Annotated in this window: 15 protein-coding genes; 14 read left to right on the top strand and 1 reads right to left on the bottom strand. The window is 49.0% G+C overall.

Annotation, left to right across the window (positions count from 1 at the left end; all coding sequences use genetic code 11):
- Positions 1-345: 345 nt before the first annotated feature.
- The 14 genes from H581_RS0118515 to H581_RS0118445 all read left to right on the top strand — a co-directional run bounded on the left by H581_RS0118515 (position 346) and on the right by H581_RS0118445 (position 23,011).
- Positions 346-1,461 carry an acyltransferase family protein gene (locus H581_RS0118515; protein ID WP_028611321.1) on the top strand — a complete coding sequence of 372 codons (1,116 nt, stop codon included), beginning with the start codon at positions 346-348 and terminating at the stop codon, positions 1,459-1,461.
- Between the two features lie 223 nt (positions 1,462-1,684).
- Complete coding sequence (locus tag H581_RS0118510; protein ID WP_028611320.1) at positions 1,685-3,469, top strand: sensor histidine kinase; 1,785 nt, start codon at positions 1,685-1,687, stop codon at positions 3,467-3,469.
- On the top strand, positions 3,447-5,036 hold the full coding sequence (locus H581_RS0118505; RefSeq protein WP_028611319.1) for a response regulator: 1,590 nt from the start codon (positions 3,447-3,449) through the stop codon (positions 5,034-5,036). The genes H581_RS0118510 and H581_RS0118505 overlap by 23 nt, the downstream gene beginning before the upstream one ends.
- Positions 5,037-5,226: 190 nt before the next feature.
- Complete coding sequence (locus tag H581_RS0118500) at positions 5,227-6,585, top strand: ABC transporter substrate-binding protein (protein ID WP_051250944.1); 1,359 nt, start codon at positions 5,227-5,229, stop codon at positions 6,583-6,585.
- A 79-nt stretch (positions 6,586-6,664) separates the two neighbouring features.
- A complete protein-coding gene (locus tag H581_RS0118495; RefSeq protein WP_036718803.1) occupies positions 6,665-9,103 on the top strand; it encodes a polysaccharide lyase 8 family protein in 2,439 nt (812 codons plus the stop codon).
- Between the two features lie 43 nt (positions 9,104-9,146).
- Positions 9,147-10,049, top strand: coding sequence for a carbohydrate ABC transporter permease (locus H581_RS0118490; protein WP_028611316.1), 903 nt, complete (start codon positions 9,147-9,149; stop codon positions 10,047-10,049).
- 13 nt (positions 10,050-10,062) lie between these two features.
- A complete protein-coding gene (locus H581_RS0118485) occupies positions 10,063-10,950 on the top strand; it encodes a carbohydrate ABC transporter permease (protein ID WP_245600062.1) in 888 nt (295 codons plus the stop codon).
- Between the two features lie 162 nt (positions 10,951-11,112).
- Positions 11,113-12,609, top strand: a complete 1,497-nt coding sequence (locus tag H581_RS0118480; RefSeq protein WP_281169547.1) for an IS1182 family transposase — start codon at positions 11,113-11,115, stop codon at positions 12,607-12,609.
- 265 nt (positions 12,610-12,874) lie between these two features.
- Positions 12,875-13,828, top strand: coding sequence for an ABC transporter permease (locus H581_RS0118470; RefSeq protein WP_028611312.1), 954 nt, complete (start codon positions 12,875-12,877; stop codon positions 13,826-13,828).
- Positions 13,829-13,852: 24 nt separating this feature from the next.
- Positions 13,853-14,737: a carbohydrate ABC transporter permease gene (locus H581_RS0118465; RefSeq protein WP_028611311.1), complete on the top strand. Its 885-nt coding sequence runs from the start codon at positions 13,853-13,855 to the stop codon at positions 14,735-14,737.
- A gap of 89 nt (positions 14,738-14,826) precedes the next feature.
- A complete protein-coding gene (locus tag H581_RS0118460; protein ID WP_028611310.1) occupies positions 14,827-16,422 on the top strand; it encodes an extracellular solute-binding protein in 1,596 nt (531 codons plus the stop codon).
- 289 nt (positions 16,423-16,711) lie between these two features.
- On the top strand, positions 16,712-18,970 hold the full coding sequence (locus tag H581_RS0118455) for a helix-turn-helix domain-containing protein (RefSeq protein ID WP_245600061.1): 2,259 nt from the start codon (positions 16,712-16,714) through the stop codon (positions 18,968-18,970).
- A 147-nt stretch (positions 18,971-19,117) separates the two neighbouring features.
- Positions 19,118-21,721, top strand: a complete 2,604-nt coding sequence (locus H581_RS0118450; RefSeq protein ID WP_028611308.1) for an exo-rhamnogalacturonan lyase family protein — start codon at positions 19,118-19,120, stop codon at positions 21,719-21,721.
- A gap of 24 nt (positions 21,722-21,745) precedes the next feature.
- Positions 21,746-23,011: an FG-GAP-like repeat-containing protein gene (locus tag H581_RS0118445; protein ID WP_028611307.1), complete on the top strand. Its 1,266-nt coding sequence runs from the start codon at positions 21,746-21,748 to the stop codon at positions 23,009-23,011.
- A gap of 116 nt (positions 23,012-23,127) precedes the next feature.
- Here H581_RS0118445 and H581_RS0118440 read toward each other — a convergent pair whose 3' ends face one another.
- Positions 23,128-24,357 (bottom strand): RNA polymerase sigma factor, encoded by a 1,230-nt coding sequence (locus H581_RS0118440; RefSeq protein WP_028611306.1) that lies wholly within the window; start codon positions 24,355-24,357, stop codon positions 23,128-23,130.
- Positions 24,358-24,636: the final 279 nt, after the last annotated feature.

The following is a 24,636-nucleotide window of genomic DNA, read 5'->3' as shown; positions in this document are numbered from 1 at the left end:
GATACCGTGATCACCCGATTTTGATTTACCGTAAAAGGGTATTCAATACGAATTGTTTTATTGTATACTATTATTCGAAATGAATAATTTATTGTTTTTTGTCTCATTTAACCGGAAGAAACAACAAAAACATGAATTCCCGGATAGACAACGCGATTATGCTCTTTCGGTGATTCTGCCGCTGCCGGTTCCGATGAATTCATCGGTAACGCGATGTTATCCGCTTAAGGTATGGTTTAGACCTCAACCGGGTCTATGAATAATTGGAAGGACGGTGAGGTTCAACAGCTTGATGACAGTCAGAGTCTAATAGATGAATAACTTTTTGACGAAGGTGGTCTTTTAATGGATAAAAAAATATCTTTTGAGATACTCATATTACGCTGTGTCGGGTGTCTGTTTGTTGTTATGGTTCATGCATTAATATTTACGGGCAGGATCCATGAACAAAATGCTTTATTGAGTGGGGCAAGGCTTATTTTCAATGTAGGTACTCCCGTATTCATTTTCATCACCGAATTTCTTATTGCCAAAAATTATAAAGGGAGCTTGCCAACCCAATTTATTTCCAAGCGGATTAAATATCTAATTCCCCCTTATATCGTTATGGCGATAATAGGCTCTATTTATAAGGTTCATGAGAGCAGCGAACCGTATACAACACAAAACATACTTACCGCCGCTTTCAGAAATATTTTTATGGCAGATTATAACGGTTACTTTATCTTGATCATTATTCAATTCATCCTTATTCATTACCTGTTTCATAACAAGCTGAAAAAATGGTCCGCCAAAGTTGTGCTTCCTGTCTCTTTCGCCATAAATGCCGCCTATCTTGCTTTCTTTAATTTCGTTCCGCCTTTTGGCTTTGCGAGTGAGAATATCGCTGAGTATATCTGGTATTATACAAGCTGGCTGCCATTTATCGGATGGGCTTTTTATTTTGCTTTAGGATATTACTGCGGCAAGCACTACGACCAGTTTATTGATGTGATAAACCGAAACAAACGTTTGGTGCTGGCGCTGCCGTTCATCACCGTCATCCCGGTTTTAGCATTGAAATTCTTTGATATATCGCCTGTTAGCAGCTCCAAAGGGATTGGTTATTTATTGTTCGCCCCCTCGATCATTTTTCTGATTTTTTATATTTCGAATCGGATTAAAAAAGTTCCCGACTTCGTCGTTTCCATTTCGGATCACTCTTTCGGGATTTATCTGACACATAGCGTATTCATGAGAGTTTTTGTCGTTCTGTACTTGCCCTTTTCTACAAACATGAACCAATTTATTACAATTCCGCTCATTTACGTCACCTGCCTTAGCGTAGCGTGGCTCACTACGAAATACATGAACAAGGTCCCATTCGGCAAGTTCATCGTTGGACCTGTCAGAAATAATTTAAAAACAGTCAAGGGCGATAAGATGATCCAACCAGCCCGTGTCGCGGAGAGGCGGATTTAGAATCAGAGATTAAGAAAATAAGCGTACGAATAAGAAATGAGCTGTCTTGCCGGGTCTCTTTTGACCTGGCAGGACAGCTCTTTTTTATTATAGAATACGGCTTTTCCGGTCGGCTACGACATACTTATAATTACAGGCGCCGAAGGAGACAAGCAATTGCGCATCAAGTACGCGTCAATACAGCGGATTATTCGATAAGCTGTCGATGGAAGGAGGCCTCACAATGTCTTACCTGCTGCCTCGTACTTTACGCGGTAAAATTGTTCTATCTCTGATTATTCTTATTTTTCTTCCGGTCGTTTTTATTATCTACCGGTTTTACGACTCATCCAGGAAAATCTTGGAGACTACGCTGTATGAGTCCAATCAAACGGCCTTAGAGAGAAAAGGCCTTGCTATGAACGAAGTTTTAGTACGAACGGTAAAGGCGTCCAACCTGATTATTAACGATCCGGACACTTTGAAGTATTTGCGTGATTCGACAAACTGGACGACGGAATACTCGGCCTTCAACCGTTTTTCCAATCTTCAGCGTAAATTGTCCAATATACGCGATGTATTGCTCGACAGCGATGCGTATCTGGCTCTATATGATTTCAGAGGATATATCAATACCAGCTGGGAGGGTACGATAAGAGCCCAAAATGAAAGCCTGGACAATCAACCATGGTTTGTCCGTACCTTGGAACTATCCGGTTCGCCGAACTGGACGCTTCCTTTTATCATGAAGGAAACGGAGCATAAACAGCCGTTATTGCTATTAACCCGTTTAATTAATTCCGAATGGAAATCGGGTAACGGCGTATTGATGATCGGGATTCCGACACCTGTTTTTTTCTACTCAAGCGAGGAATTAAGGTTCAAAGATCAGTCAGGCATCCATTCGCTGCTGCTTGATAACGAAACGGTGTTGTTGGGCGATTCAACGTTTAGTCCCGGAAACCGCCTCGTTCCTCTTGACGAGATCTATCAAGACAGCAGCGGCATTTCCCGAATTCAGCTTGAAGACAAGCAATTTCTGGTCAACCAGACAAGGCTGTCCGGTACGGGATGGATTTTATTGCAGCTGACCGAGAGCAAGGCTTTTAGTTCACAGCTTAATCAAGTAAAAAACCGGTCGATCGGATGGGTGCTGTTGTGGTTCACGTTATTTGCGGTCGCTTTTGTAGGTCTTACGTTTCGGTTTACACATCCGATCAAGGAATTGATTAAATCGATGAACCGGGTCGGAAGAGGGGATCTGAATAGTCATGTTGCCGTACGCGGCAGTGATGAAATCGCATTACTCGGTTCCAATTTCAATAAAATGGTTGGCCAACTCCAGGAACTGGTTACTCATTTGTCTGAAGAGCAGCAGCGAAAGCAAAAAGCGCAATTTCAAGCCTTGCAGGCGCAAATCAATCCTCATTTTTTGCTGAACACATTAAATTCGATCAAGTGGATGGCCTTGTTGTCCGGCGCCAATCATGTAAGCGACATGATAACGAAGCTGGGGAAGCTGTTAACCTTCACCATGCGGCAGCATGAAGAGATCGTTACGATTCGGGAAGAACTGGATTATTTAACCGTCTATTTGGCCATGCAGGAAATCAGATACCACGATCAGATCCAAGTTGATGTGCAGGTTCCGGAAGTGCTGCAAAATTGTGAAATCGTTAAGTTTACGATTCAGCCGATTATTGAAAACAGCATCATTCACGGCAACCGGTTTCCATTACGTATTCTGATCTGCGCGCGGGCGGAAGACGATACGTTAATACTGACCGTAACGGATAATGGCGTTGGCATGAGCGAGGAAGCGAGACGGCAAGTCGTTGAACAAATGAATCAGCCACATGCGAAATATAGCGGGATTGGCATTCGCAACGTCAATGACCGGATTAGGCTGGAGTATGGCCCCGAATACGGCATATTTCTCGACAGCGTTCCGGATTCGGGAGTGAAAGTGAGTGTTATGCTGCCATTGCGAAGGAGGGGGGAAGTTGATGAGGATTTTAATCGTGGATGATGAAATATTGGTTCGAATCGGTCTCAAGACGATTATTCCTATGGCAGATGAAGATTTTGAAATCATCGGCGAGGCGTCAAGCGGACTGGAAGCTTTAACGATATTGGAACAAACGCCATGCGATATTGTACTTACCGATATCCGTATGCCTGGGATGGACGGGTTGGAGCTTCTGAAGAGCATTCATGAACGGTGGCCGGAGATCAAAGTGTTCATGCTGTCCAACCACAATGATTTTCATTATGTTCAGACCGCTCTGCGCCTGGGAGCTGTCGAGTATATTATCAAATTGGAGATGGATCCTTCCGAGCTGCTCGATAAACTGCAGACGATCCGAAGCCGGTTGTTTGCCGAGCGCCAAAAAAATGAGGAAGTAACGCGGCTGGAAAATAAGGTGAACCTGTACGGACGTGAAGTGAAGGAAAAGCGGCTGCGCGATTTGCTGATGCGCCGAAGCACAGAGCGTGAAATGGACGAGCTGCTCCGTGATTTTCAACTGTTGTCATTTGAAGCGCCTTATACGGTTGCAGTAGCGAAAATTGAAGACTATGATTCTCTGCTTGACCATAACCGTTTTCAAAGTGAACGTCTGCTAAATTTTACCGTTGCAAATGTCGTAGCGGAAATTTGCAAAAAGTATGGCGGCGCAGAGTTTGTCGAGCTGGAACGCGGTCAGTTTGTCATTTTGAAACCGCAGCTTGATCCTCTATTTCTGGAAGAAATTCGCCATGCCGTCCGTACTTTCTTAAAGCTGTCTTTAAGCTTTGGCGTTTCCGTCTGCCATACTAATCCGGAAATTACCAAAGCGTTTATGGAGGCGAACGAAGCGCTGGAATACCGTTTTTACCGGGGCCGAGGCCAAATAATTAGATACGGCGAGCTTCCGGAAACGATGACGGATATGGTGCAACCGTTTGACTTTACGATCTGGTTGAAACGGATTGAAGAGCATGACGAAGCGGGCATCCTCCAATTGATTTCGGATTGGGTTCTATCCTGCAGCAAAAATCCCGTCTCTACTCCGAATGCGCTGCGCGAACAATGGATTCGATTGGCGGACACGTTCGCTCTAAGCTTAAAATCGGAACAATTGGACATTTATTCGGTGACCCTTCACGAGGGGAAATATCCTCATCATGTGATTCGCGGCGCCGAGACTCAACAAGACATTTATGAGTGGTTTATTGGATGGGTTCAGGTGTTTTTGAATTACAAAAAAAAGCATGGCCGGCAAAGATGGCGTCCCGAAATCCAGCATGTGATCGGAATCATTAATGACAGGTTGCATTTGCCGCTAAAGGTATCCGATCTCGCTGCGGAAGTCGGTTTTACGGAAAATTATTTAAGTATTTTGTTTAAGAGAGAAACAGGCGAAACGATTACCGATTGCCTCACCCGGATTCGGATGAAGAAAGCAAGAGAGCTTCTGAAGGAACCCGGCTTGAAAATATATGAGGTTTCCGAGCAAATCGGCTACGCGGATCCGAATCATTTCAGCCGCAGCTTCAAGCAGCTGGAAGGGATGTATCCGACCGAATACCGCAAGATGGTTTTAGGCAGAAGTTGAGAAGAAAAGGTTGAACTTCACAAAGAATTATCCAGAATCATTTCTGCTCGAAGCGATATCTCCATCCATCCGGTGAAATAGAAAAGAATTCAGCAGAAGGCGGAAAGGTTACGCCATTTTCTTCTAGATGCCTATTCATTATGATGAAGGTGATCTTAAAGATTACTCAAAATGAGGAGGGGATGGAACAATGAAAAAGGCTTCCTTTCTTACACTGGCCATCATATTATCTATGGCCTTACTGGTTGCGGGCTGCAGTAGCGCAAACAGCTCCAACTCCGGGAACACGCCTTCTGCGGTTCCAAAAGAAGAAAGCAAGGGCGAATCGAAAGAGCCCGTCAAGCTTAAACTATGGGGCGGCGTCCCGGCGGAAAGCGGTCCGCAAGAGGTGGTAGACAGCTGGAACCAGGAAAATCCGGATATTCAAGTAACCTATGAGCGTTATGTGAACGACGATGCCGGAAACCTGAAACTTGAAACCGCTCTTTTATCTTCAACCGACGGTCCCGATATTTTTATCACCTATGGCGATGAAAGGATGACCAAACGCGTAGATGCCGGAATGGCGGCTCCGCTTGACGATTTAATCTCGAAAGCGGGATTTGACGTTGAGGGAGTCATCGGCAGCTCGGACATCAAAAAATTCGAGGATAAGTACTACTATCTGCCGGGAACGCGCAGCAAAGCAGTCGTCATGATCAACAAGAATGCGCTTGATGAAATAGGAGAGACAGTGCCGACGGATTGGACATGGGATGATTTTGCCGCGCTTGCCAAAAAGTTGACCAACGGAAGCCGAAAAGGAACGATGACGGATCCCGCGATTCATACTTTAGGGGAGATGACGCTGGCAAGCTCCAAACCGCAGGACTCTTATTTGACGCCCGAGGGAATGTCCAACTTTGACAGCCCTGCTCTAAAGAAAGGTTTGGAAATTGAAAAAGAGCTGGAAGATTCGGGTGCAATGACGAAATACACGGACGTAACTGTCGGCAAGCTGTCGCTTCAAAACGAGCTGCTGAACGAAAAGGTGGCCATGATGCCGGCAGGTTTGTATCTTCTTCGTTATATCAAGGATACGCAGAACTTCCCGCATGATTTTCCGGTCGTATTTGCTCCGATGCCGCAATATGAAAAAGGCGGAAATGTCAATCCGATGGGCGGTACCGGCGATTATATTTCGATTAATAAAAACAGTGCCAATCAAGAAGCGGCTATGAAATTCGTCAGCTGGTACCTTCAAGGCGGAAACATAAAAATGGTGCCTGGCGGACGCATACCTTCGAACAAAAAAGCGGACAGCGCAGAAATCGCCAAGCTGTTGATCGGAGATTTCGGCCATCTGATTGACACGGCTTCTTTGACCGCCATTCTTTCGGCAACTTATATTTATCCTACCCAATATAACGTACCGGTTCCTACGGAATTAAAAGATTCCATTTATAAAGACGAATTGGAAAAGTATTTGCTGGATGTGCAATCGATTGATGTGACGTTGGCAAATATGAAAAAACGTGCGGACGAAGCGATTCAAAAAGCAAAAAAGTAACCGGCAGGCCGGGTTGTGAAAGTGGGTTGAGCAGTATTTGTAACTGCTCAACCCACACCTATTCTAAACCGAATGGAGGATGAATAATGTGCGCCATATCGTTAAACCAGCTTTTGCCTTCCTTATCGTTCTGGCTCTCCTCGTATCGTCGGCTTTTACCGTTTCCGCAGAATCGGAGGCTGCCTATGACGAACTTCGGAAGAAATGGAAAGATGTATTGACAGGCGGAACCCTCTATGATCCAGCGACTCCGGAAATCGCCGCGAAAATCAGACAGATCGAAGATACGGCCATCGGTTACCGGGATTCACTTCAACGGGGAACGGACCGCATCGATTGCAATTGCCTATGGCCGGCAAGCTCCTCGGAACTTTCCGCCAGAACTTATATTTTTAAAAGCTATGACCGGATCAAAGCACTGGCTCTGGCTTACACAACCCGCGGGAGCTCGCTTCAATACGACGACGCCTTGAAGACGGATATTATCGAAGCGTTGGACTGGTTGAACGCGAATCGTTTCAATTCGGCCAAACCCGGCCCCGGCACTTCGCAATGGTGGTATGTTGAAATCGGATCTCCGCTGCGGCTCGGAGAAATCATGGTGATGATGTACGACGATTTGTCCCCGGAACAAATCGCCGCTTGGACGGCCGCGATCGATTATAACAGCCCCGTCTCCTATAGCTCTGTCGAAGAATATAAATATATGGCCGCCAATCGGGTTTGGCGCGCCATCGTCCATGCCCTGCGCGGAATTACCGGTGAAAGCAGCGATAAAATGATTCAGGCGCGCGACGGTTTGAGCGATGTCACCGATGGCCGAAACGGCCGGTTTAACGTTTTTGCATACGCAACCAATGGCGATGGTTTCTATCCGGACGGATCCTTTATACAGCATGGCATATTCGCTTATAATGGCGGTTATGGCAACTCCCTCCTTAAAGACCTTTCCGATGTCATGTATCTATTGAAAGACACCCCTTGGGAAGTCACCGATCCGAAGAGCGCCAATGTTTGGAATTGGGTCTATGATTCCTTCGAGCCATTGTTGTATAAAACCGGTTTAATGATGGATATGGTCCGGGGCAGAGAAGTAGCCCGCTACAATTTCCAGGATTCCGTGGCAGGACATAAAGTGACCGCTAGCCTTATTCGTTTGTCTCAAATCGCTCCGCAAGCGGATGCGGCAAAGTTTATAAGCCTGGTTAAATATCTGGTCAGCAATGACAGCGGATTTTATATCGATGCCTCCATCGAGATGAATTGGAGAGCGGGTGAAATCGTGAAGGATCCGGCGATCCCTTCCCGCGGTGACATCTTCTATAACAAAATATTCAGCAGAATGGCCCGTGCCGTGCATGTGCGTCCCGGATTTGGCTTCGGCATCAGCATGTTCTCCGATAAAGTCGCAAATTTCGAAAACAATTTTGAATTGCGCAAAGGTTGGTACTCCGGTTCGGGAATGACCTACACCTATACGGAAGATAAAGAACAATACAGCGATCATTTCTGGGCGACCGTTGATTATAAACGGCTCCCCGGAACTACGGTCGATACAAAACCAAGAACGGTCAACGTCAATGAATCGGTTCACGTGAACTCGGATAATCGGGTCGGCGGCGTATCGGACGGACAATTCGGAGTAGTCGGAATGGGCCTCACGGCGCCAGGGGCATCGGGCACTTCGCTAAAAGGGAATAAATCGTGGTTTCTCTTCGACGACGAAGTGGTTTCGCTTGGATCCGGCATTCAGCTGGACGATGAAGAGGCTTACTCCGTTGAAACCATCGTGGACAATCGGAAGTTGAATGCGTCCGGAGATAACGCGCTGACCGTAAACGGAAAGGCCAAACTTACCTCGCTCGGATCGGAAGAAACGATGAACAATGTTTCGTGGGCTCACCTGGCGGGAAATGTTCCGAATTCCGACATCGGATACTATTTTCCAGGAGGACGGACCGTTAAAGGTTCGCGTCTGGCCAGAACGGCTAAATGGGGTGACCTGAACGTCAATCTGAAACCGTCGCCGGATAATCCGATTACCCGCAATTATTTGACGCTGCGGCTCGATCACGGCATCAGCCCGGACAACGCCGCGTACCAATACGTAACGCTGCCTAATAAAACGGCAAAACAAACGGCGGATTATGCCTCCAAACCGGATATCAGGATATTGGCGAACTCACCGGACGTTCATGCGGTGAACGAGAAAAAACTCGGTATCACAAGCGCTTTTTTCTGGAACAACGAGAAAACCACGGCAGGCGGAATAACCAGCAACAAAGTCGCCTCCGTAATGATCAAGGAAAAGGACGGTGAACTGACCGTTTCCGCAGCCGACCCGACTCGTGCAAATCACGGAACGATTGAGATCGAACTTGCCCAAAAAGCAATCGCCGTCATTTCCGCAGACCCCGGCATTACGGTAACACAGACGGTTCCAACCATCCGCTTCACGGTTCATACCGCGGATTCGGAAGGAAAGACGTTCCAGGTGAAGTTCAAAATTCCCAGTTAACCTATGAGTACCGTATAAGTAAAGTAGATGAGGAGGCCATGGGATGAAACAACTTTGGCACAATGCGAAATTCAGGGAACAAATGGCCGGCTATTTGTTTATATTGCCTAATATGTCGGGATACTTGTTGTTCGTATTTTTTCCGATCGTCTTCAGCTTGTTTCTGGTATTTGTGGACTGGGATTATCTTAAAGGTTTCGATGGGGTTCGCTGGGTTGGATTTGGCAACTTTCAGGAACTGGGGGATGATACGAAGTTTTTAAAATCATTAGTCAACAACACGATTTTTACGATCGTCAGCGTTCCCGTTTCGATGCTGCTTGGTCTCTTGCTGGCAGTCGTCCTGAATAAATACGTTTACTTTAAACAACTTTTTCGTACCATGATTTTTTTGCCCTATGTAAGCAGCCTTGTTGCCGTTTCGATCATTTGGAGCATCATGTATAACGCACAGGAAGGTCCGATTAACGGATTCCTTCGCAGTATCGGCATTTCGAATCCTCCGGGTTGGTTGTCAAGCCCTCAATATGCTTTATTTGCGATTATTCTGATGTCGGTCTGGGTGACAATTGGTTACGCGATGGTTATTTATTTGGCTGGTCTTCAGGGAATTTCCAAGGATCTTTATGAAGCTGCGGATATAGACGGAGCATCTAAATTAAGGCAGCTTGTGCAAATAACGGTACCCATGCTCACGCCTACAACTTTTCTTATTGTTATCACCCTGGTCATTTGGTCTTTCCAGGTGTTCGGGCCAGTTGCCGTTATGACGCAAGGAGGTCCTATCGATTCAACCTATGTACTGGCCTATCACATCTATTTGCTCGCGTTCCGTTTTTACAAAATGGGCTACGCCGCAACGGTTTCCTGGATCCTGTTTACCGTCATCTTCGTCGTAACGATGCTTCAATGGCAGCTCCAAAAAAGATGGCAACAACATTTCTAAGGAGAGGGAAATTATGGAGGCCACAAATAAAATGGAAAAAACGGCTAACTTTATCAATAAACGTATAAGAAGCAAATCTGTTTCCTTCACCATGAAGGTATTCGTCAGCATCTTAATGGGCTTATTCGCATTGGTAATGATTATCCCTTTTCTCTGGATGATCTCGACTTCGTTTAAAGTGAACGGGGAGGTATTCGATTACCCGATTCAGTGGATTCCGACACAATGGAATCTGGATAACTATAAGAAAGTGTGGACGGGAGCTAATCCATTCTACATTTATTACTTCAATTCACTGAAGATTACCGTATTAACGGTAGCAGGCAATTTGTTTACAAGCGCCATGGCCGGTTTCGCCTTTGCTCGTTTGCAGTTCAAAGGCCGCAATTTTTTGTTTTTGCTTTATTTGTCCACGATGATGATTCCGAGTCAGGTGCTGCTGGTCCCGCGGTTTATTTTATTCGATACGATGAAATTGATTAATACGCACTACTCGTTGATCTTGCCCGGAATGTTTACCGTATTCGGAACGTTTCTTATGCGGCAGTTTTTCAGTACCCTCCCCGGAGAATTGCTGGAGGCGGCCAAAGTCGACGGAGCTGGTTATTGGCGTACATTTTGGCAAATTTGTTTGCCGCTTACCAAGCCTGCACTCATGACCTTATTAATCCTTACTTTTACGTGGCACTGGAATGATTACGAACAACCGTTGATTTTCCTTAGGGATAAAGCTCTCTATACGATTCCGCTCGGACTTACCAGCTATGTAGAGGAGTTTGGAACCGACTACGTTCTGTCAATGGCAGCCTCCGTGTCGGCTTTAATTCCTTTACTTATCGTTGTCGTCATTTGCCAGAAGTGGTTTGTGGAAGGAATTACCAGCTCGGGATTGAAAGGATAACGTTCGTAATATCGAAATCTCGACGGCTGATTTATCCGTAGCCGTACAATTAACCGCCCTTTCTTGGAGAGCCCTCCAAAACGAATACAGTTTCTGTAAAATGGAGCCCAGTACCCTGTCGGTGCTGGGCTTGTTGTATAATGGAAGAAAAGTAAAAGCGAGATGAGTCTGTTGTTACACGCCGGTAGACAATTAACTACATCATTCCATGCGGAATTATATAATCTTGTTCCTGAAGAACATTTGTTGCGAAAGATTCATTGCATTGTAGATTTCAGCTTTATCCATGAGTTGGTCGAAAACAGCTATTGCAAATACTACGGCAGACCGGCTAATGAGCCTGAACTGCTATTTCGTCTTCTCTTTTTGCAGATCCTTTACAACCTTTCGGATGAGCGTATCGTACAGGAAGCTCAAGTGAATCTAGCCTACAAGTGGTTTCTTGGTATTAATCCGGAAGACCCTTTGCCGGATGCCTCTCAATTATCGCGTTTTCGGAATCATCGACTTGGGGCAAGCCAAGTGGAAGACGTGTTGAAGCAAGTGGTGAGTCAATGTGTGGAGAAAGGACTCATTAAGAGTAAAACAATTATTTTAGATGCCACTCATACCCAAGCCGGAAGTCAAAAGCAGCGTCCTTTGGACGTGTTACGGGATGCTGCCAAACGTCTTCTGCGAGCGGTTGTGAAACGGCATCCGAAGCTGGAAAAGAAGCTTCCAGCCCTACCACGAGTAAAAAGTGAGCAAGAAGACGCAGCGCAGATCATGCTACATTACTTGGCTAAATTGGGTGAAACCGTAGAGGAACTGCTGCCCGATCATGAAGGAGCAATTAGCGACAAGGTTCAAATCGCTAAACAAATCGTAGCAGACGAGCGACTGCTATCCCATAAAGGCATTCTTTCCGCCATTGATCCAGACGCACGATTCGCTTGGAAAAGCCAAACCAAATCCTTCTTTGGATATAAAGAGCATTTAGCTATGTCGGAAGAAGAGATTATTACAGCGGTCGTAGTCACGCCAGGCAGCAACGATGATGGAAAACAACTACCCTTGCTGTTGTCACAGACGCGAGCAAACGGAATTACGGTAACGGAAATCATTGCAGATACAGCTTATTCTGGCAAAGATAATCTAGCGGAGATGAAAGAAGAATCGATTCAGCCTGTCGTTCCGCTAAACCCTGTTGTTCATCATGGAGGCGAGCGTCAAGGAGGGTTTGAATACAACAAAGATGCGGATTTTGTGATATGCCCTGCTGGTCAGCATAGTACTCGGAAAGCAATGCAAGGAAGTAAACAGAGCGGAAAGAGCCGCTCCCTTGTGTTTTATTTTGATGTTGAGAAGTGCAAGACTTGTCCGCTGAGCGAAGGCTGTTACAAACCAAACTCAAAAAGCAAGACATACTCGATTCGCATTATTGCGGAGCACTTCAAGGAGCAGATCGAGTTTGAGCTTAGCGATACATTTAAAGAGCGTATTAAGCGCAGACCGATTATTGAACACAAAAATGCAGAGATGAAGAGGTTTCACGGTATGGCAACAGCCAAATACCGGGGTCTATTTCGCATGCGAATACAGACGTATCTCACCGCGTTTGTTGTGAATGTGAAACGAATGGTAAAGCTAGTCGAGCAAAAGCAGCCCGCCCTCGGATGAGGAACGAGCTGCTTTTTTAGTATTCTCAATTACATTTCCAATTTGAAGCTCACTGTTACTCAAAAGGAAGTCTTTTGCAGTGCTCTCTTCTTGGGGCGGTTTTTTGCTTGCGATATTTTTGCCGGATTTGGACATTATTGCGCGACATCCGAGGAAGCCGCAACAGCACGGGGCAAAAATGTCTAATTGCCGGAAAACGGCCGCTGTTCCCATAATAGGGCTATACCGCTGATGCGGCATCAATTGTATCCGGAGGTGATCGAACATGAAGCAGATTGCTGCCGCCAACTCGAACCGGCCATCTCTAAAATCCCGGCCCGGCGTGCTGAGCAGGCTGAAGAAGGATAAGTGGCTGTATGTGCTCCTGCTGCCCGGCCTGCTGTACTTCCTATTATTCAAATATGTTCCGATGTGGGGTGTTCTGCTGGCCTTCAAAAATTATCAGCCGTTTACCGGCTTCTGGAAAAGCGAATGGGTGGGCGTGGAGCATTTCCGGGTTTTTTTCTCGAATCCCGAGTTTTTTATGCTGCTCCGCAATACGCTTCTGCTTTCATTATATAATTTGGTCTTTTTCTTCCCGGCCCCGATCGTCCTGGCGATTCTGCTGAACGAAGTGCGGCTGGCTGTATTTAAAAGATCGGTTCAGACGCTGATCTATGTGCCGCATTTTATATCGATGGTGATTGTAGCCAGCATGACCTACGTCTTCCTGACGACGGAGGGCGGGCCGGTGAACGAGCTGATCTTTAAATACACCGGCCAGAAAATCGAGTTTCTCGCAAGTCCCGACTGGTTCCGGCCGATCATTATTTTACAGACGATATGGAAGGAATGCGGCTGGGGCACGATTATTTTCCTCGCGGCGCTAGCCGCGGTGGATGTCGAGCAGTACGAGGCGGCTATCGTGGACGGAGCGAACCGCTGGAGGCAAATCTGGCATATTACGCTGCCCTCGATCCGCAGCACGATTATCATTCTGCTGATCCTGCGAATGGGCAACGTGCTCGAGAACGGCTTCGAGCAAATCTATTTGCTGCTTAACCCGCTTAACCGCGAAGTGGCGGAAGTATTCGATACCTATGTGTATATGATGGGAATCACGCAAGGAGCGTTCAGCTACAGTACGGCAGTCGGATTATTTAAAGCGGTCATCGGAGTCATTCTCGTGCTTGGAAGCAATTATTTGGCGAAGAGGTTCGGTCAATCCGGCCTTTATTAAAGCATTGGGAGAAAGGAGTTTACAATGGCTAAAACCTACAGAACCGTGTCGGGAACGGCATTCGATGCCGCCAATTACGTATTCCTTGGCTTGTTTGCCGCAGCGGCCATTCTTCCGTTTATTTATGTCATATCCGGTTCGTTCGCGACGGACGCCGAAATTACGAAGAGGGCCGTATTCCTCATTCCGGAGACGTTTTCTCTGGCGGCATATGAATTCATATTCTCGACCGGCACGATTATGAAAAGCATCGGCGTATCGATGTACGTCACCGTAATCGGAACACTCGTCAATTTGTTTTTTACGGTAACGATGGCCTATCCGCTCGCCCGCCGCAGTCTGATGGGACGCAACACGGTGCTGAATCTCGTGATCTTCTCCATGCTGTTCGGAGGCGGAATGATTCCGACCTATCTCGTCGTGCGCGAGCTAACGCTTCTGGACACTTATTGGGCGCTCATCCTGCCGGGGGCGATCAGCGCCTTTAACTTAATTATCGTCAAAAACTTTTTCCAGGAGCTGCCGCCGGGACTGGAGGAGGCGGCCAAGATCGACGGCTGCTCGGAGCTTGGCTTGCTGTGGAAAATCGTGCTGCCGCTGTCCAAGCCGGTGCTTGCAACCTTTACGCTGTTCTATGCCGTCGGCCATTGGAATGATTTCTTCGCGGCGCTGCTCTACATTAATAATCCGGAGAAGTGGCCGCTCCAGGTGCTTCTTCGCCAAATCGTCCTGCTCTCGCAGGCCGCGGCCGGAGATCTGAACGCGATGGATCCGAACTTTGTAAAACCGCCCGACCAATCGATCAAATTGGCGGTCATCGTCGTCGGCACGGTGCCGATCCTGCTTGTCTATCCGTTTCTTCAGAAGCATTTTGCCAAAGGCGTGCTGATCGGGTCGATCAAAGGTTAACCGAAGTAAGATCCTTCCGCCGGATGAAGCAAACGGCCAAGCGCGGGAGGTTTTACGATATAATACAAATATCTAAGGGAGGTACATGCATGAAAGGAAATCGAGATACGTTAAGCAAATGGGCTTCGTTGCTGCTTGTCGGCGCGCTCACGGCAGGGTCGCTCATCGGCTGCTCGCAGCCAAGCAATTCGGAGGGGAACGATCCGTCTGGTGCAGCTTCGCCGGAAGCGCAGCCGACGAACGCAGAGATGAAAGAAGAGACGCCGCTTAAGCTCAACATTATGCTTCCGATTTTCAAAACCAACTACCCGAAGGACGACAGCCCTGTTGCGGCGGAGATCGAGAAGCAGACTAACACGGACATTCATTTCGAATGGGTTCCGAACGCATCTTACGTGGACAAGTTTAATATTACGCTGGCATCCGGCAAGCTCCCGACTATCATGTATGTGCCCGACGTCAAGTCGCCAAGCTTCGTAAACGCCGCCAAATCGGGAGCATTCTGGGAAATCGGCGGTTATTTGAAGGACTATCCGAACTTAAGCGGCGCCAACCCGGTCATCTTAAACAATTCCTCCGTCGAAGGAAAAAATTACGGCATTTACAGGGGACGGGCGCTCGGCCGGAACGGCGTCTATTACCGGAAGGATTGGCTCGATAACGTAGGCCTGACGGTGCCGGAGACCATCGATGACTTCTACAATATGCTGAAAGCGTTTAAAGAGAAGGATCCGGATCAGAACGGCCAGGACGATACGTACGGCATGGTGCTCGTCAAGTGGACGGGCAATTGGTCGAGCGGTTTCGATAATATTAAATTATGGTTCGGGGCGCCGAACAGATGGGGCGAAATCGACGGCAAGCTCGTGCCGGATCATTTGACGGAGCCTTATTTCGAAGCCTTGAAATTTATGAAGAAATTGTATGACGAGAAGCTGATCAACCAGGATTTTGCGATTATGGATTCCGCCAAATGGACCGATCCGATCGTGAACAATCAAGCCGGCGTCATCATCGATGTGATCGACGGCGCTGCGCGGGCCGACGATAAAATCCATGCGGCGCTTGCGGCGGAAGGAAAGGATCAGCCGGATGTCCACTACATGGACGTCTTCGCGGGCGTGAAGGATAAGGACGGCGTGCTGCATACGCTGCCCACCTCCGGCTTTGCCGGCATGCTGGCTGTTCCGAAATCCGCCGTGAAAACGGAGGAGGAACTAAAGCGGGTGCTGGCGTTCTTCGACCAATTAAACGAGCCGGAATTGCAGACGATGCTTGGCTACGGTCTTGAAGGCACGCATCATACGATCGAGGACGATTCCGTCGTCGTCAGCAAAGATACGGTGCTGATGGAATCCGAGGTGGAGGGACTCAATCAAATGCTGACCTTTATTCCCGAGGACCGCGCCAGGAAGGTGAAGCAGACGCCGCTGCGGCTGAAGCAGACGGAGCTTCAGAAGGAAAATGAAAAATCGATTGTCGCGAATCCGGCCGAGCCGTTCATTTCGCAGGTGTATACGGAGAAAGGGGCGCAGCTCGACAATATCCTGAATGACGCGAGAATTAAGTTTATCGTCGGCCAAATCGACGAAGCCGGCTTCCAGGCGGCGCTCGATTTGTGGAAGAAGAGCGGCGGGGACGACCTGATCAAGGAAATGAATGAGCTCTACGCCGCCAGTAAATAAGCCTTAAGCGCAAGATAGGCAGGGCCCGTGCCGCATGGCACGGGTCCGTTGCCTTATTCTAATAGGACCAAAGTCAGTCCAACTCTTATGAAAAAAGGTCTTGTTCATTTGTCCGGTAAGATATATTCTTGGAAAATACAATTGAATGCGTTTACAAAACGATTTCTATTGGAAATCCATTTCTAATCGAGTTGGTGAGAATATGCTAAAGGGAATGAAATCAAGGTTTATACATAGAGGATCCGGGAAATCCGGCTCGAAAGGCAGGTATTACCGGAAAAGCCTGATCATGCTCCTGATCGTGGCCAGCATCCCAGGGCTCATTACAGGTGCGCTGGTATACGGTATGGCGGGCGGCAAGCTGAAGAGCGAGCTGCTCCATCTGCACAACAAGCAGATCGAGCAAAGAGCGCGCAATATCGACGATCAGCTTACGAATTTGGAGCTTATGCTCTCTCATTGGGCGTTTGACAGCAAATTCGATTACAGCCTCGAAAACCTGAACTTTATCCGCGATTTCGAGACGGCCCGCGATATAACGAAAACCTTAATCGTCATGCAGGGGTCTAACACGATGAATAAGGTGGTCGGCTTGTATTTGGGGGGAGAAGGGCAGCCGATTCTGTTCGATCCCGAATACGGCATCGTGGAGAGCAAGCGGGTGCAGGACATTTATGAAGGCCTGCTTCGGACGGATAAGGTTACGTATTGGACGGACATCTCATTTGATCCGCAGCGGCCTCAGGATAAAGAATTAACGCTGGTCCACCATATTCCCGGCGGCAGTCTGCACCCGTTCGGCGCGCTTCTCATCCGGCTGGATAACGAGAAGGTCGGCGATATGCTGCGCACGATGACGCCGTACGACGGCGGAGAAACCTTCTTCATGCAGGATAACGGACCGCTATATGCTTCTACCGGCGGGAACGGCCCGGAATCTCCTTTCCTTACTGCGCTAAGCGAAGGAATCGCTGAACGAGGCGCGAAGATGAGCTCCTTCTTCCTGGATTGGGAAGGCGCTACCTATACGGTCAGCTACGGCAAATTCACACGGATTTCGGACAGCTGGACATATGTCTCGGCCTCGCCGATCTCGAGCATCACGGCGCCTGTCGTCCTGATCTCCAAAATCATTTTTGCGGTGAGTCTCAGCGCGCTGCTGCTGGCCGCCCTTCTGGCCTGGCTTGCTTCCCGAAGCATCTATTCCCCCGTAAAAAGGCTCATGACGGTACTGCTGGCGGGAAAAGCGCTGCCGTATGGGCAGGAAGACGAATTTTCGCTTATCGAGCGGCAGTGGCATTATTTGAGCCGGGAAAGCTCGGAGCTCCACGCCAAGCTGTCGGAGCAGCTCCCGTACGTGAAGGAAAGCTTCCTGCATCAGCTGCTCCACGGTCATCTGTATGCCTATTCGGAGGAGGATCTACTGGATCGGATGGAGCGGTACAAATGGAGAGTAAGCCGTCACCGGTTTATCGTTCTCTACATGCAATTAACGGGCATCGCGAGCTTGGAAGGGAAATTCAAATACGGGGATGAGGGGCTCGTCACATTCGCGGCGGTGAATATGATCGAGGAGCTGGCCGCGCATCGCTTCGAGCAAAGCAAAACGATTAATTTCCACGATCTGGCGGCGGGGCTTCTCTTAATCGTTCCGAACGACGGCTCGTATGCGGATGAGATAGAAGCATTTGCGGGCGAGCTGACGCATGCCGTCAATCTGATTCTAAACATGCGCCTGACCATCGCCGTCAGCGAGCCGACCGGCAACATATCCGACCTGCCGATCATCTTCGAAGAGGCGAAACAGGCGGCCAGCCAGCGGAACTTCGAGAATGAAAACCAGCTGATCGAAATGGCGAAGCTTCATGCCGGAGGCGAGGGCGGCGAGGAAACGGCGTATCCTTTCACGCTGGAGCGGGAATTTATTCAGGCTCTGCGAACCGGCCAGGAATCGAGCGCTAACGAGCTGCTAAGCGCATTTCTCGAAGCGCTGTCGTGCAAAGGGGCGAAGGCGGTCGATGTGCAGCAGGGGATGCTTCATTTGCTCGGAAGCGTGCAGCACGCGATCATGGTGTCGGGGATTCAGCCGACCCGTCTGTTCAAATGCGTAAATATGTACGAGCAGCTGTCGCAAATCAGGGAGCCGGAGCTTATTCTTGCCTGGTTCAAAGAGCGGGTGTGCGTGCCGTTCCTGACGGAGCTCGGAGGACGGTCGGACTCCCAAGTCAAAAGGCTGATCGAGCAGGCTATGATCTATTTGCAGCAAAATTATATGAAAGACATTTCGCTCGACAATTGCGCGGATCATATCGGCACCAATCCTTTTTTCCTGAGCAAGACGTTCAAGCAGGTGACCGGAAAAAACTTTATCGATTACTTAACCGGGCTCCGGATGGACCGGGCCAAGGAGCTTCTGCGGGAGTCCGGATTGAAAATAAACGATGTGGCCGAGCAGGTCGGCTACCAGCACAGCTATTTTAACCGCATTTTCAAGAAGCTGGAGGGCATGACGCCAAGCCGTTACCGGGAGCTGAGCCAAGCGGAATAGACGGCCTGCAATATATTGCTAACCGGGCAATAATGTGCAAACCGCAACTGTTTCCGTTTCAAAAATGTCCAATTGTGCGCAAGCCGGATCCTCATTAAGCTGAAGCTTAACAAGCTTCAGTCCACTATCGAATAAGGAGGGGTTGCGATGACATCCCAATTACCCGTAAATCTGCGCTGGTTGAAAGAGCCGCCCGGCTTGGCCGCCGGATTGACCTGGGGGATTCCATGGAGAGAGGGGGAGCTGCGGCGAAACGATAAGCTTGCCCTGCGGAGCGTCGCCGGCGGTGAGCTGTCGGCTATGCAGAGCTGGCCGGCTGCTTACTGGCCCGACGGCAGCGTCAAATGGTCCGCTCATGCAGCGGCGCTGCCGCAAGCGTCTGCGGAGGGTTATGAGGTTATAAAGAGCGGAAGTCCGGAGGCTCCGCACCGCTTGACGGTGAAGGAAACGGATGAGTTCATCATCGTGAATAACGGCTTGATGATATGCAGCATAGGGAAGCATGGCGATCAGATTATCCGCAGTATTGTGCGGGACGGCAAGGAAATATGCAGTGGCGGCTCGCTTGTCTCCGTGAAGGAGGGCAGGAGCCATGTAACCGGCCTTCGCACGGTTCGCGAGGAGGATTTTATAGGACGCGTCCATAAGGCGGCGATCGAGCAGGACGGACCGGTGAGAGCGGTCATCAAGCTGGAGGGCAGCCACCGTTCAACGTCCGGGTCCCGTAAGTGGCTTCCGTTCTCCCTTCGACTATATATCTATGCTGGAGTTGAAACGGTACGTATTGTCCACACCTTTCATTATGACGGCAATCCGAATGAGGATTATATTAAGGCATTGGGAATGTCCTTTAAGGTCCCGATGAGAGGAGAGTTATACAACCGGCATGTGCGTCTTGCGGGAGACTGCGGTTTTTTCAGCGAATCGCCGAAGACGCTGCATACCCGCAGGACGAAGGGCAAATACCGCGAGCTCTATGAAAGGCAAACGCAGGGTCAATACGTCAGCTTCGATGAGGCGGATGATCGGTACTTTCTGGGATTGCTGGACGATTCGGCGGTATGGGATGACTATAAGCTGGTTCAAAGCTCATCTGATCATTACGGCATTTGGAAACGGACGAAGGAGGAATGCTGCTGGCTGAAGTCGGCGGAAGGCCAAAAGGCTGGAGGGATCGGGTACGTTGGCGGCGAGGGCGGCGGCATGGCCGCGGGGCTGCGGGATTTCTGGAAGAAGCACCCTTCCGGCCTCGGGATAAACGGTTCATCGAAGGAGGAGGCGCTTCTCCAGGTCTGGTTCTGGTCGCCGGACAGCGAAGCGATGGATCTGCGGCATTATGATACAAGAACGCATGTGGAATCGGCTTATGAAGGAGCGGAGGAGCTGCGGGCGACGCCGTACGGAATAGCCAATACCAGCGAAATGACGCTGTGGTGCGTCACGGAAACGCCGGGTCCGGAGCGGCTGAAGGCGATGCGGGAGCAGCTCGCGTCTCCGCCGCAGCTTGCGTGCGAGCCTGATTATTACCATCGGACGCGGGCGTTCGGCTTATGGAGCCTGCCGGACCGGAGCACGCCGGCGAAAGCTTTGTTGGAGGACAAGCTCGACGGCATCCTTGCCTTCTATCAAGCGGAGGTCGAGCAGCGGAGGTGGTACGGCTTCTGGGACTATGGCGATTTTATGCACAGCTACGATCCGGTCCGGCATGTATGGAACTACGATCTGGGCGGCTGCGCTTGGCAAAATACGGAGCTTGTGCCGAATATGTGGCTGTGGGTCATGTTTCTGCGCTCGGGCAGAGAGGATTTATTCCGTCTTGCCGAAGCGATGACCAGGCATACAAGCGAGGTGGACGTGTATCATTTCGGGGAATATGCGGGCCTCGGCTCCCGGCATAACGTCGTTCACTGGGGATGCGGCTGCAAGGAGGCGCGCATCGCGATGGCCGGGCTGCACCGCTATTACTATTACTTGACCGCAGACGAACGGATCGGGGATATCATGGACGAGGTGAAGGATTCGGATTTCTCGACCGTTGCCCTCGATCCGATGCGGGCGTATTTTCCTAAGGACGAGCATAAGACGCATATTCGAATCGGGCCGGACTGGGCGGCCTTCAGCTCCAATTGGATGACGAGGTGGGAGCGCTTCGAGGACACGTTTTATCGCGACAAAATCATAACGGGCATCGATTGCGTCAAACAAGCTAATTTCGGACTGATCTCGGGACCAACCTACGGCTATGATCCGAAGACAGGCGTTCTGACTCCGTTGGGCGATGACAATTGGGGACGTCATCTGGCGATATGCATGGGCGCGCCTCAAGTCTGGTTCGAGCTTGCAGCCATGCTGAAGGATCCGGAATGGGAGTCGATGATGGCCGAATTCGGCGTTTACTATAACCTGCCGCAGGAGGAGAAGGACAAAGTGACGGGCGGTACGGTCAGGCATGAGCATTTCGAGCATCCGGTTCTCAGCATCGCGATCGCGGCTTTTGGGGCGTTCTATAAGCAGGATGATAGAACGGCAAGGCTCGCCTGGAGGGTGCTGCTGCAAAATCCGTTTTCGCAAGCGCCACTACCCGATGCTGCCCGGAAGGTAACCTATGTCGGCGAACTGCAGGAGATTGACTGGATCAATACGAATGAAGCGGCGCAGTGGTCGCTGAATACGGTAATTAGCCTGGAGCTGATACCGGAATGGCTGACGGAGGAATTGGAGAACAGCGGAAGCCTGGCCGAACCGGTATAAGGAAGCGATAGAGGAGGGAATGGAATGAAGCAGGAAACAATGGATGCGGTTCTTTTGGGGAAAATCGATATCCGTGCGGCAGGGCCGAATTGTAAAATGCTGCTTGGCGATCTGAACGGCGACGGCCGCATGGAGCTGCTGCTGGTCCAGCCTGATAATCGGCAGGACGTACGGTATATTCCGCATAAGGTACAGTGCCTAACGGCATTTGATCTCGAGGGGAGGCAGCTATGGCAGAGCGGGACGCCGGATTTGGGCGCCGGCAGCCAGGGCTCGGACTATCCGGCCCAAATCTATGATATCGACGGGGACGGCAGGCTGGAGGTCCTATGCGTGATGGACGGTCAGTTCATGATCATTGACGGGAGAGACGGCAAGCTGAAGGAAAGCTATCCGCTGCCCGATCCGCACGCGCATGATTGTATCATCATCGCGAATTTGTCCGGCAATGACCGGGCCTCCGACATTATATTGAAGGACAGGTATCATAAGCTGTGGGCAATGGACCGAAATTTCAAGCTGCTGTGGACGCACGAAGGCATTCCCGGGCATTATCCGTGGGTTTACGACCTTGACGGCGACGGGAAAGACGAAGTGATGGCCGGCTACGATCTGCTCGACTCGGAAGGAAGGCAGCTGTGGAGCTGCAAGGACTTGGACGACCATGCCGATTGCATCTGGGTCGGCGACGTGAACGGAGACGGCGAGCCCGAGCTGGTGATCGGCGGAAGCGTGACCGTGATGGTTGACCGTACCGGCAAAGAGCTGTGGCGGCACGAGGGGTCGGTCGAGTCCCAGCATATTGCGCTTGGCCGTTTCCGCGACGATCTGCCGGGCTTGCAGGTCGCCGGATTAGACCGTCTGGTGCGCGAGGATGACGGCCGCGGGCTTAAAGGAAAGGATGCCTTATTCCTGCTCGATTCCGAAGGCCGGGAGCTGTGGAAGGAAAACCGCGAAACGGACGGCTGGCTGACCATTATCGAAACGCTGAGCAACTGGGAAGAAGATACGCCGGATTATATCCTCGCTTACCGCAGAGGCGGGGGCATATTTCCGACGCTGTACGACGGCCGGATGAATCCCGTCGTCCGGTTTCCATCGGACGGCTATGCCGTACATGCGGACCTGCTGGGGGCGGGGACGGAGCAGGTGATTATCTACGATAATGAGACAGCTTCCATCTATGCCGGCAGGCGGATGGAGCTGGCGGTGCAGCCGATCGGCTTGCTTCCGCGGCCGCAGCCGAAGAGGCTGTACAGCTCGACGCTGTATCCGGGAGGAGAAGCTTGAGCTGCTGCAGCAGCTGATCGCATGATAGGAATAAGCTTGAAGAGGGATAAAAGAATAAGAGGGGCTGTCCCTAAGTCTTTATGACGTTTGAGACAGCCCTCTAAGGGCCAGCGGATTTACAGTTTATTTTTTAAATGCCCGATCCATTGCTCATGCAGCTCTAACTCCGAACGTTTAAAGATTCCATTAAAATCATGGGGATTCCTAATCACTTTGTTTAATGCATCTAATCCATATTTCTCAACAATGAATTCTACAATTAAATAAGAAAACTGAAATCCCTTCATGGTTTCAAAATCCCAGGTATCGTTATTTAATTGTTGAAAAGACGGGATATCAAGATTTTGGATGGCATCTGCAGTCGTATTTTTAATAAATTCCGGGGTCATTTGTTTGGCTTCATATCCTCCAATCCCCTGACGCAACCATTTGGGAGAAAGGGGATTAATGTCACTGATTAACCACATTGTAAACAAGTGTACCGTTGATTTCAGAATAGATGGATACGTATGCTCCGGTCCCGGGTTCAACGGAGAAACTATTTTTAATATGCGCCCCTCATAAGTGCCCATGAACCAATTAGGGGCATTTGCTTCCCCGACAGCTTGATGGAAGGTCGGCAGATCCGGATAGATTTCAATGATCGTTTTTCTGGATGGACGGTGATTAAATTTGGATGAAATGGTTTCAACATTATTCTTTAGCTCCTCAAATAAGTCATGGTGCACCTTCTGCAGGCTATCGTACGCGTCATCGGTTTCACTTTTATTCACAATGGATATCAAATCTTGAATAGACATTATAGTAATGTCACCCCATTCTTTTAATTCTCTTCTTAATTTCTCTAATGACCGGTACAGCCTGTTTTTTACCGCGCTCTCGCGCATTCCAATGATCTTGGATATTTCCGGCAAGGTACAGTCGACAAAAAAACGCAATGAAATGATCTGTTGGTCCAGCTCATTTAGTTTTTTTAACGCAGAACTTATATCAATACGAATTTCAACATTCTTAGCAAAACCAAGAGAGATCGACTGTGATTCATAATCTGCAAAATCATAGGGAATTTCTTTTTTTCGCGATAAACTTCGATATTCATTTTTGACTGTATTCTGAGCAATTTTAATAATCCAAGTGAATAAATTAGAATTTTCTTTAAATGTATGAATGTTTTCTATAGCCTTTAAAAAAACTTGTTGCGTTAAGTCATCCGCGGCCATAGGATTCACTTTCAACGAGAGATATTTACGGAGCCTTATGCGATATTGCTCATAGTTGATTTCAAATTTTTTGATGTTTCCCAATTTATCCGGATAAACTGGGCTTTTGTCTTGAGCTCCAGACATGGTAAGAACCTCCTCTTGACCTTACACTCCATTAGACACCGCAGGGTAATAAAAAGCCACATTCAACAAAAAAATTCTTTTTTGGAGTGACCTTCATCGCTGCAAGAGGTAGTTGGCATGGTAGAACAAGGATATCAAATCTATTGGGGCGGTTGATTAAAGTGAAAGACTTTGCTTATGGGGGCAATCGTAATTAGTGTACCGGCGAGGTTTTAATGCGAGACAGATTATGCGTTATTCCATGGAAGTCTAACAAGCACAGCCAATCTTAAATCTTAT

It is taken from the genome of Paenibacillus harenae DSM 16969, assembly GCF_000422465.1.
GTDB lineage: Bacteria > Bacillota > Bacilli > Paenibacillales > Paenibacillaceae > Pristimantibacillus > Pristimantibacillus harenae.
Note: the sequence above shows the minus strand (reverse complement) of the source record. Positions and strands in the feature narration are given on the sequence as shown.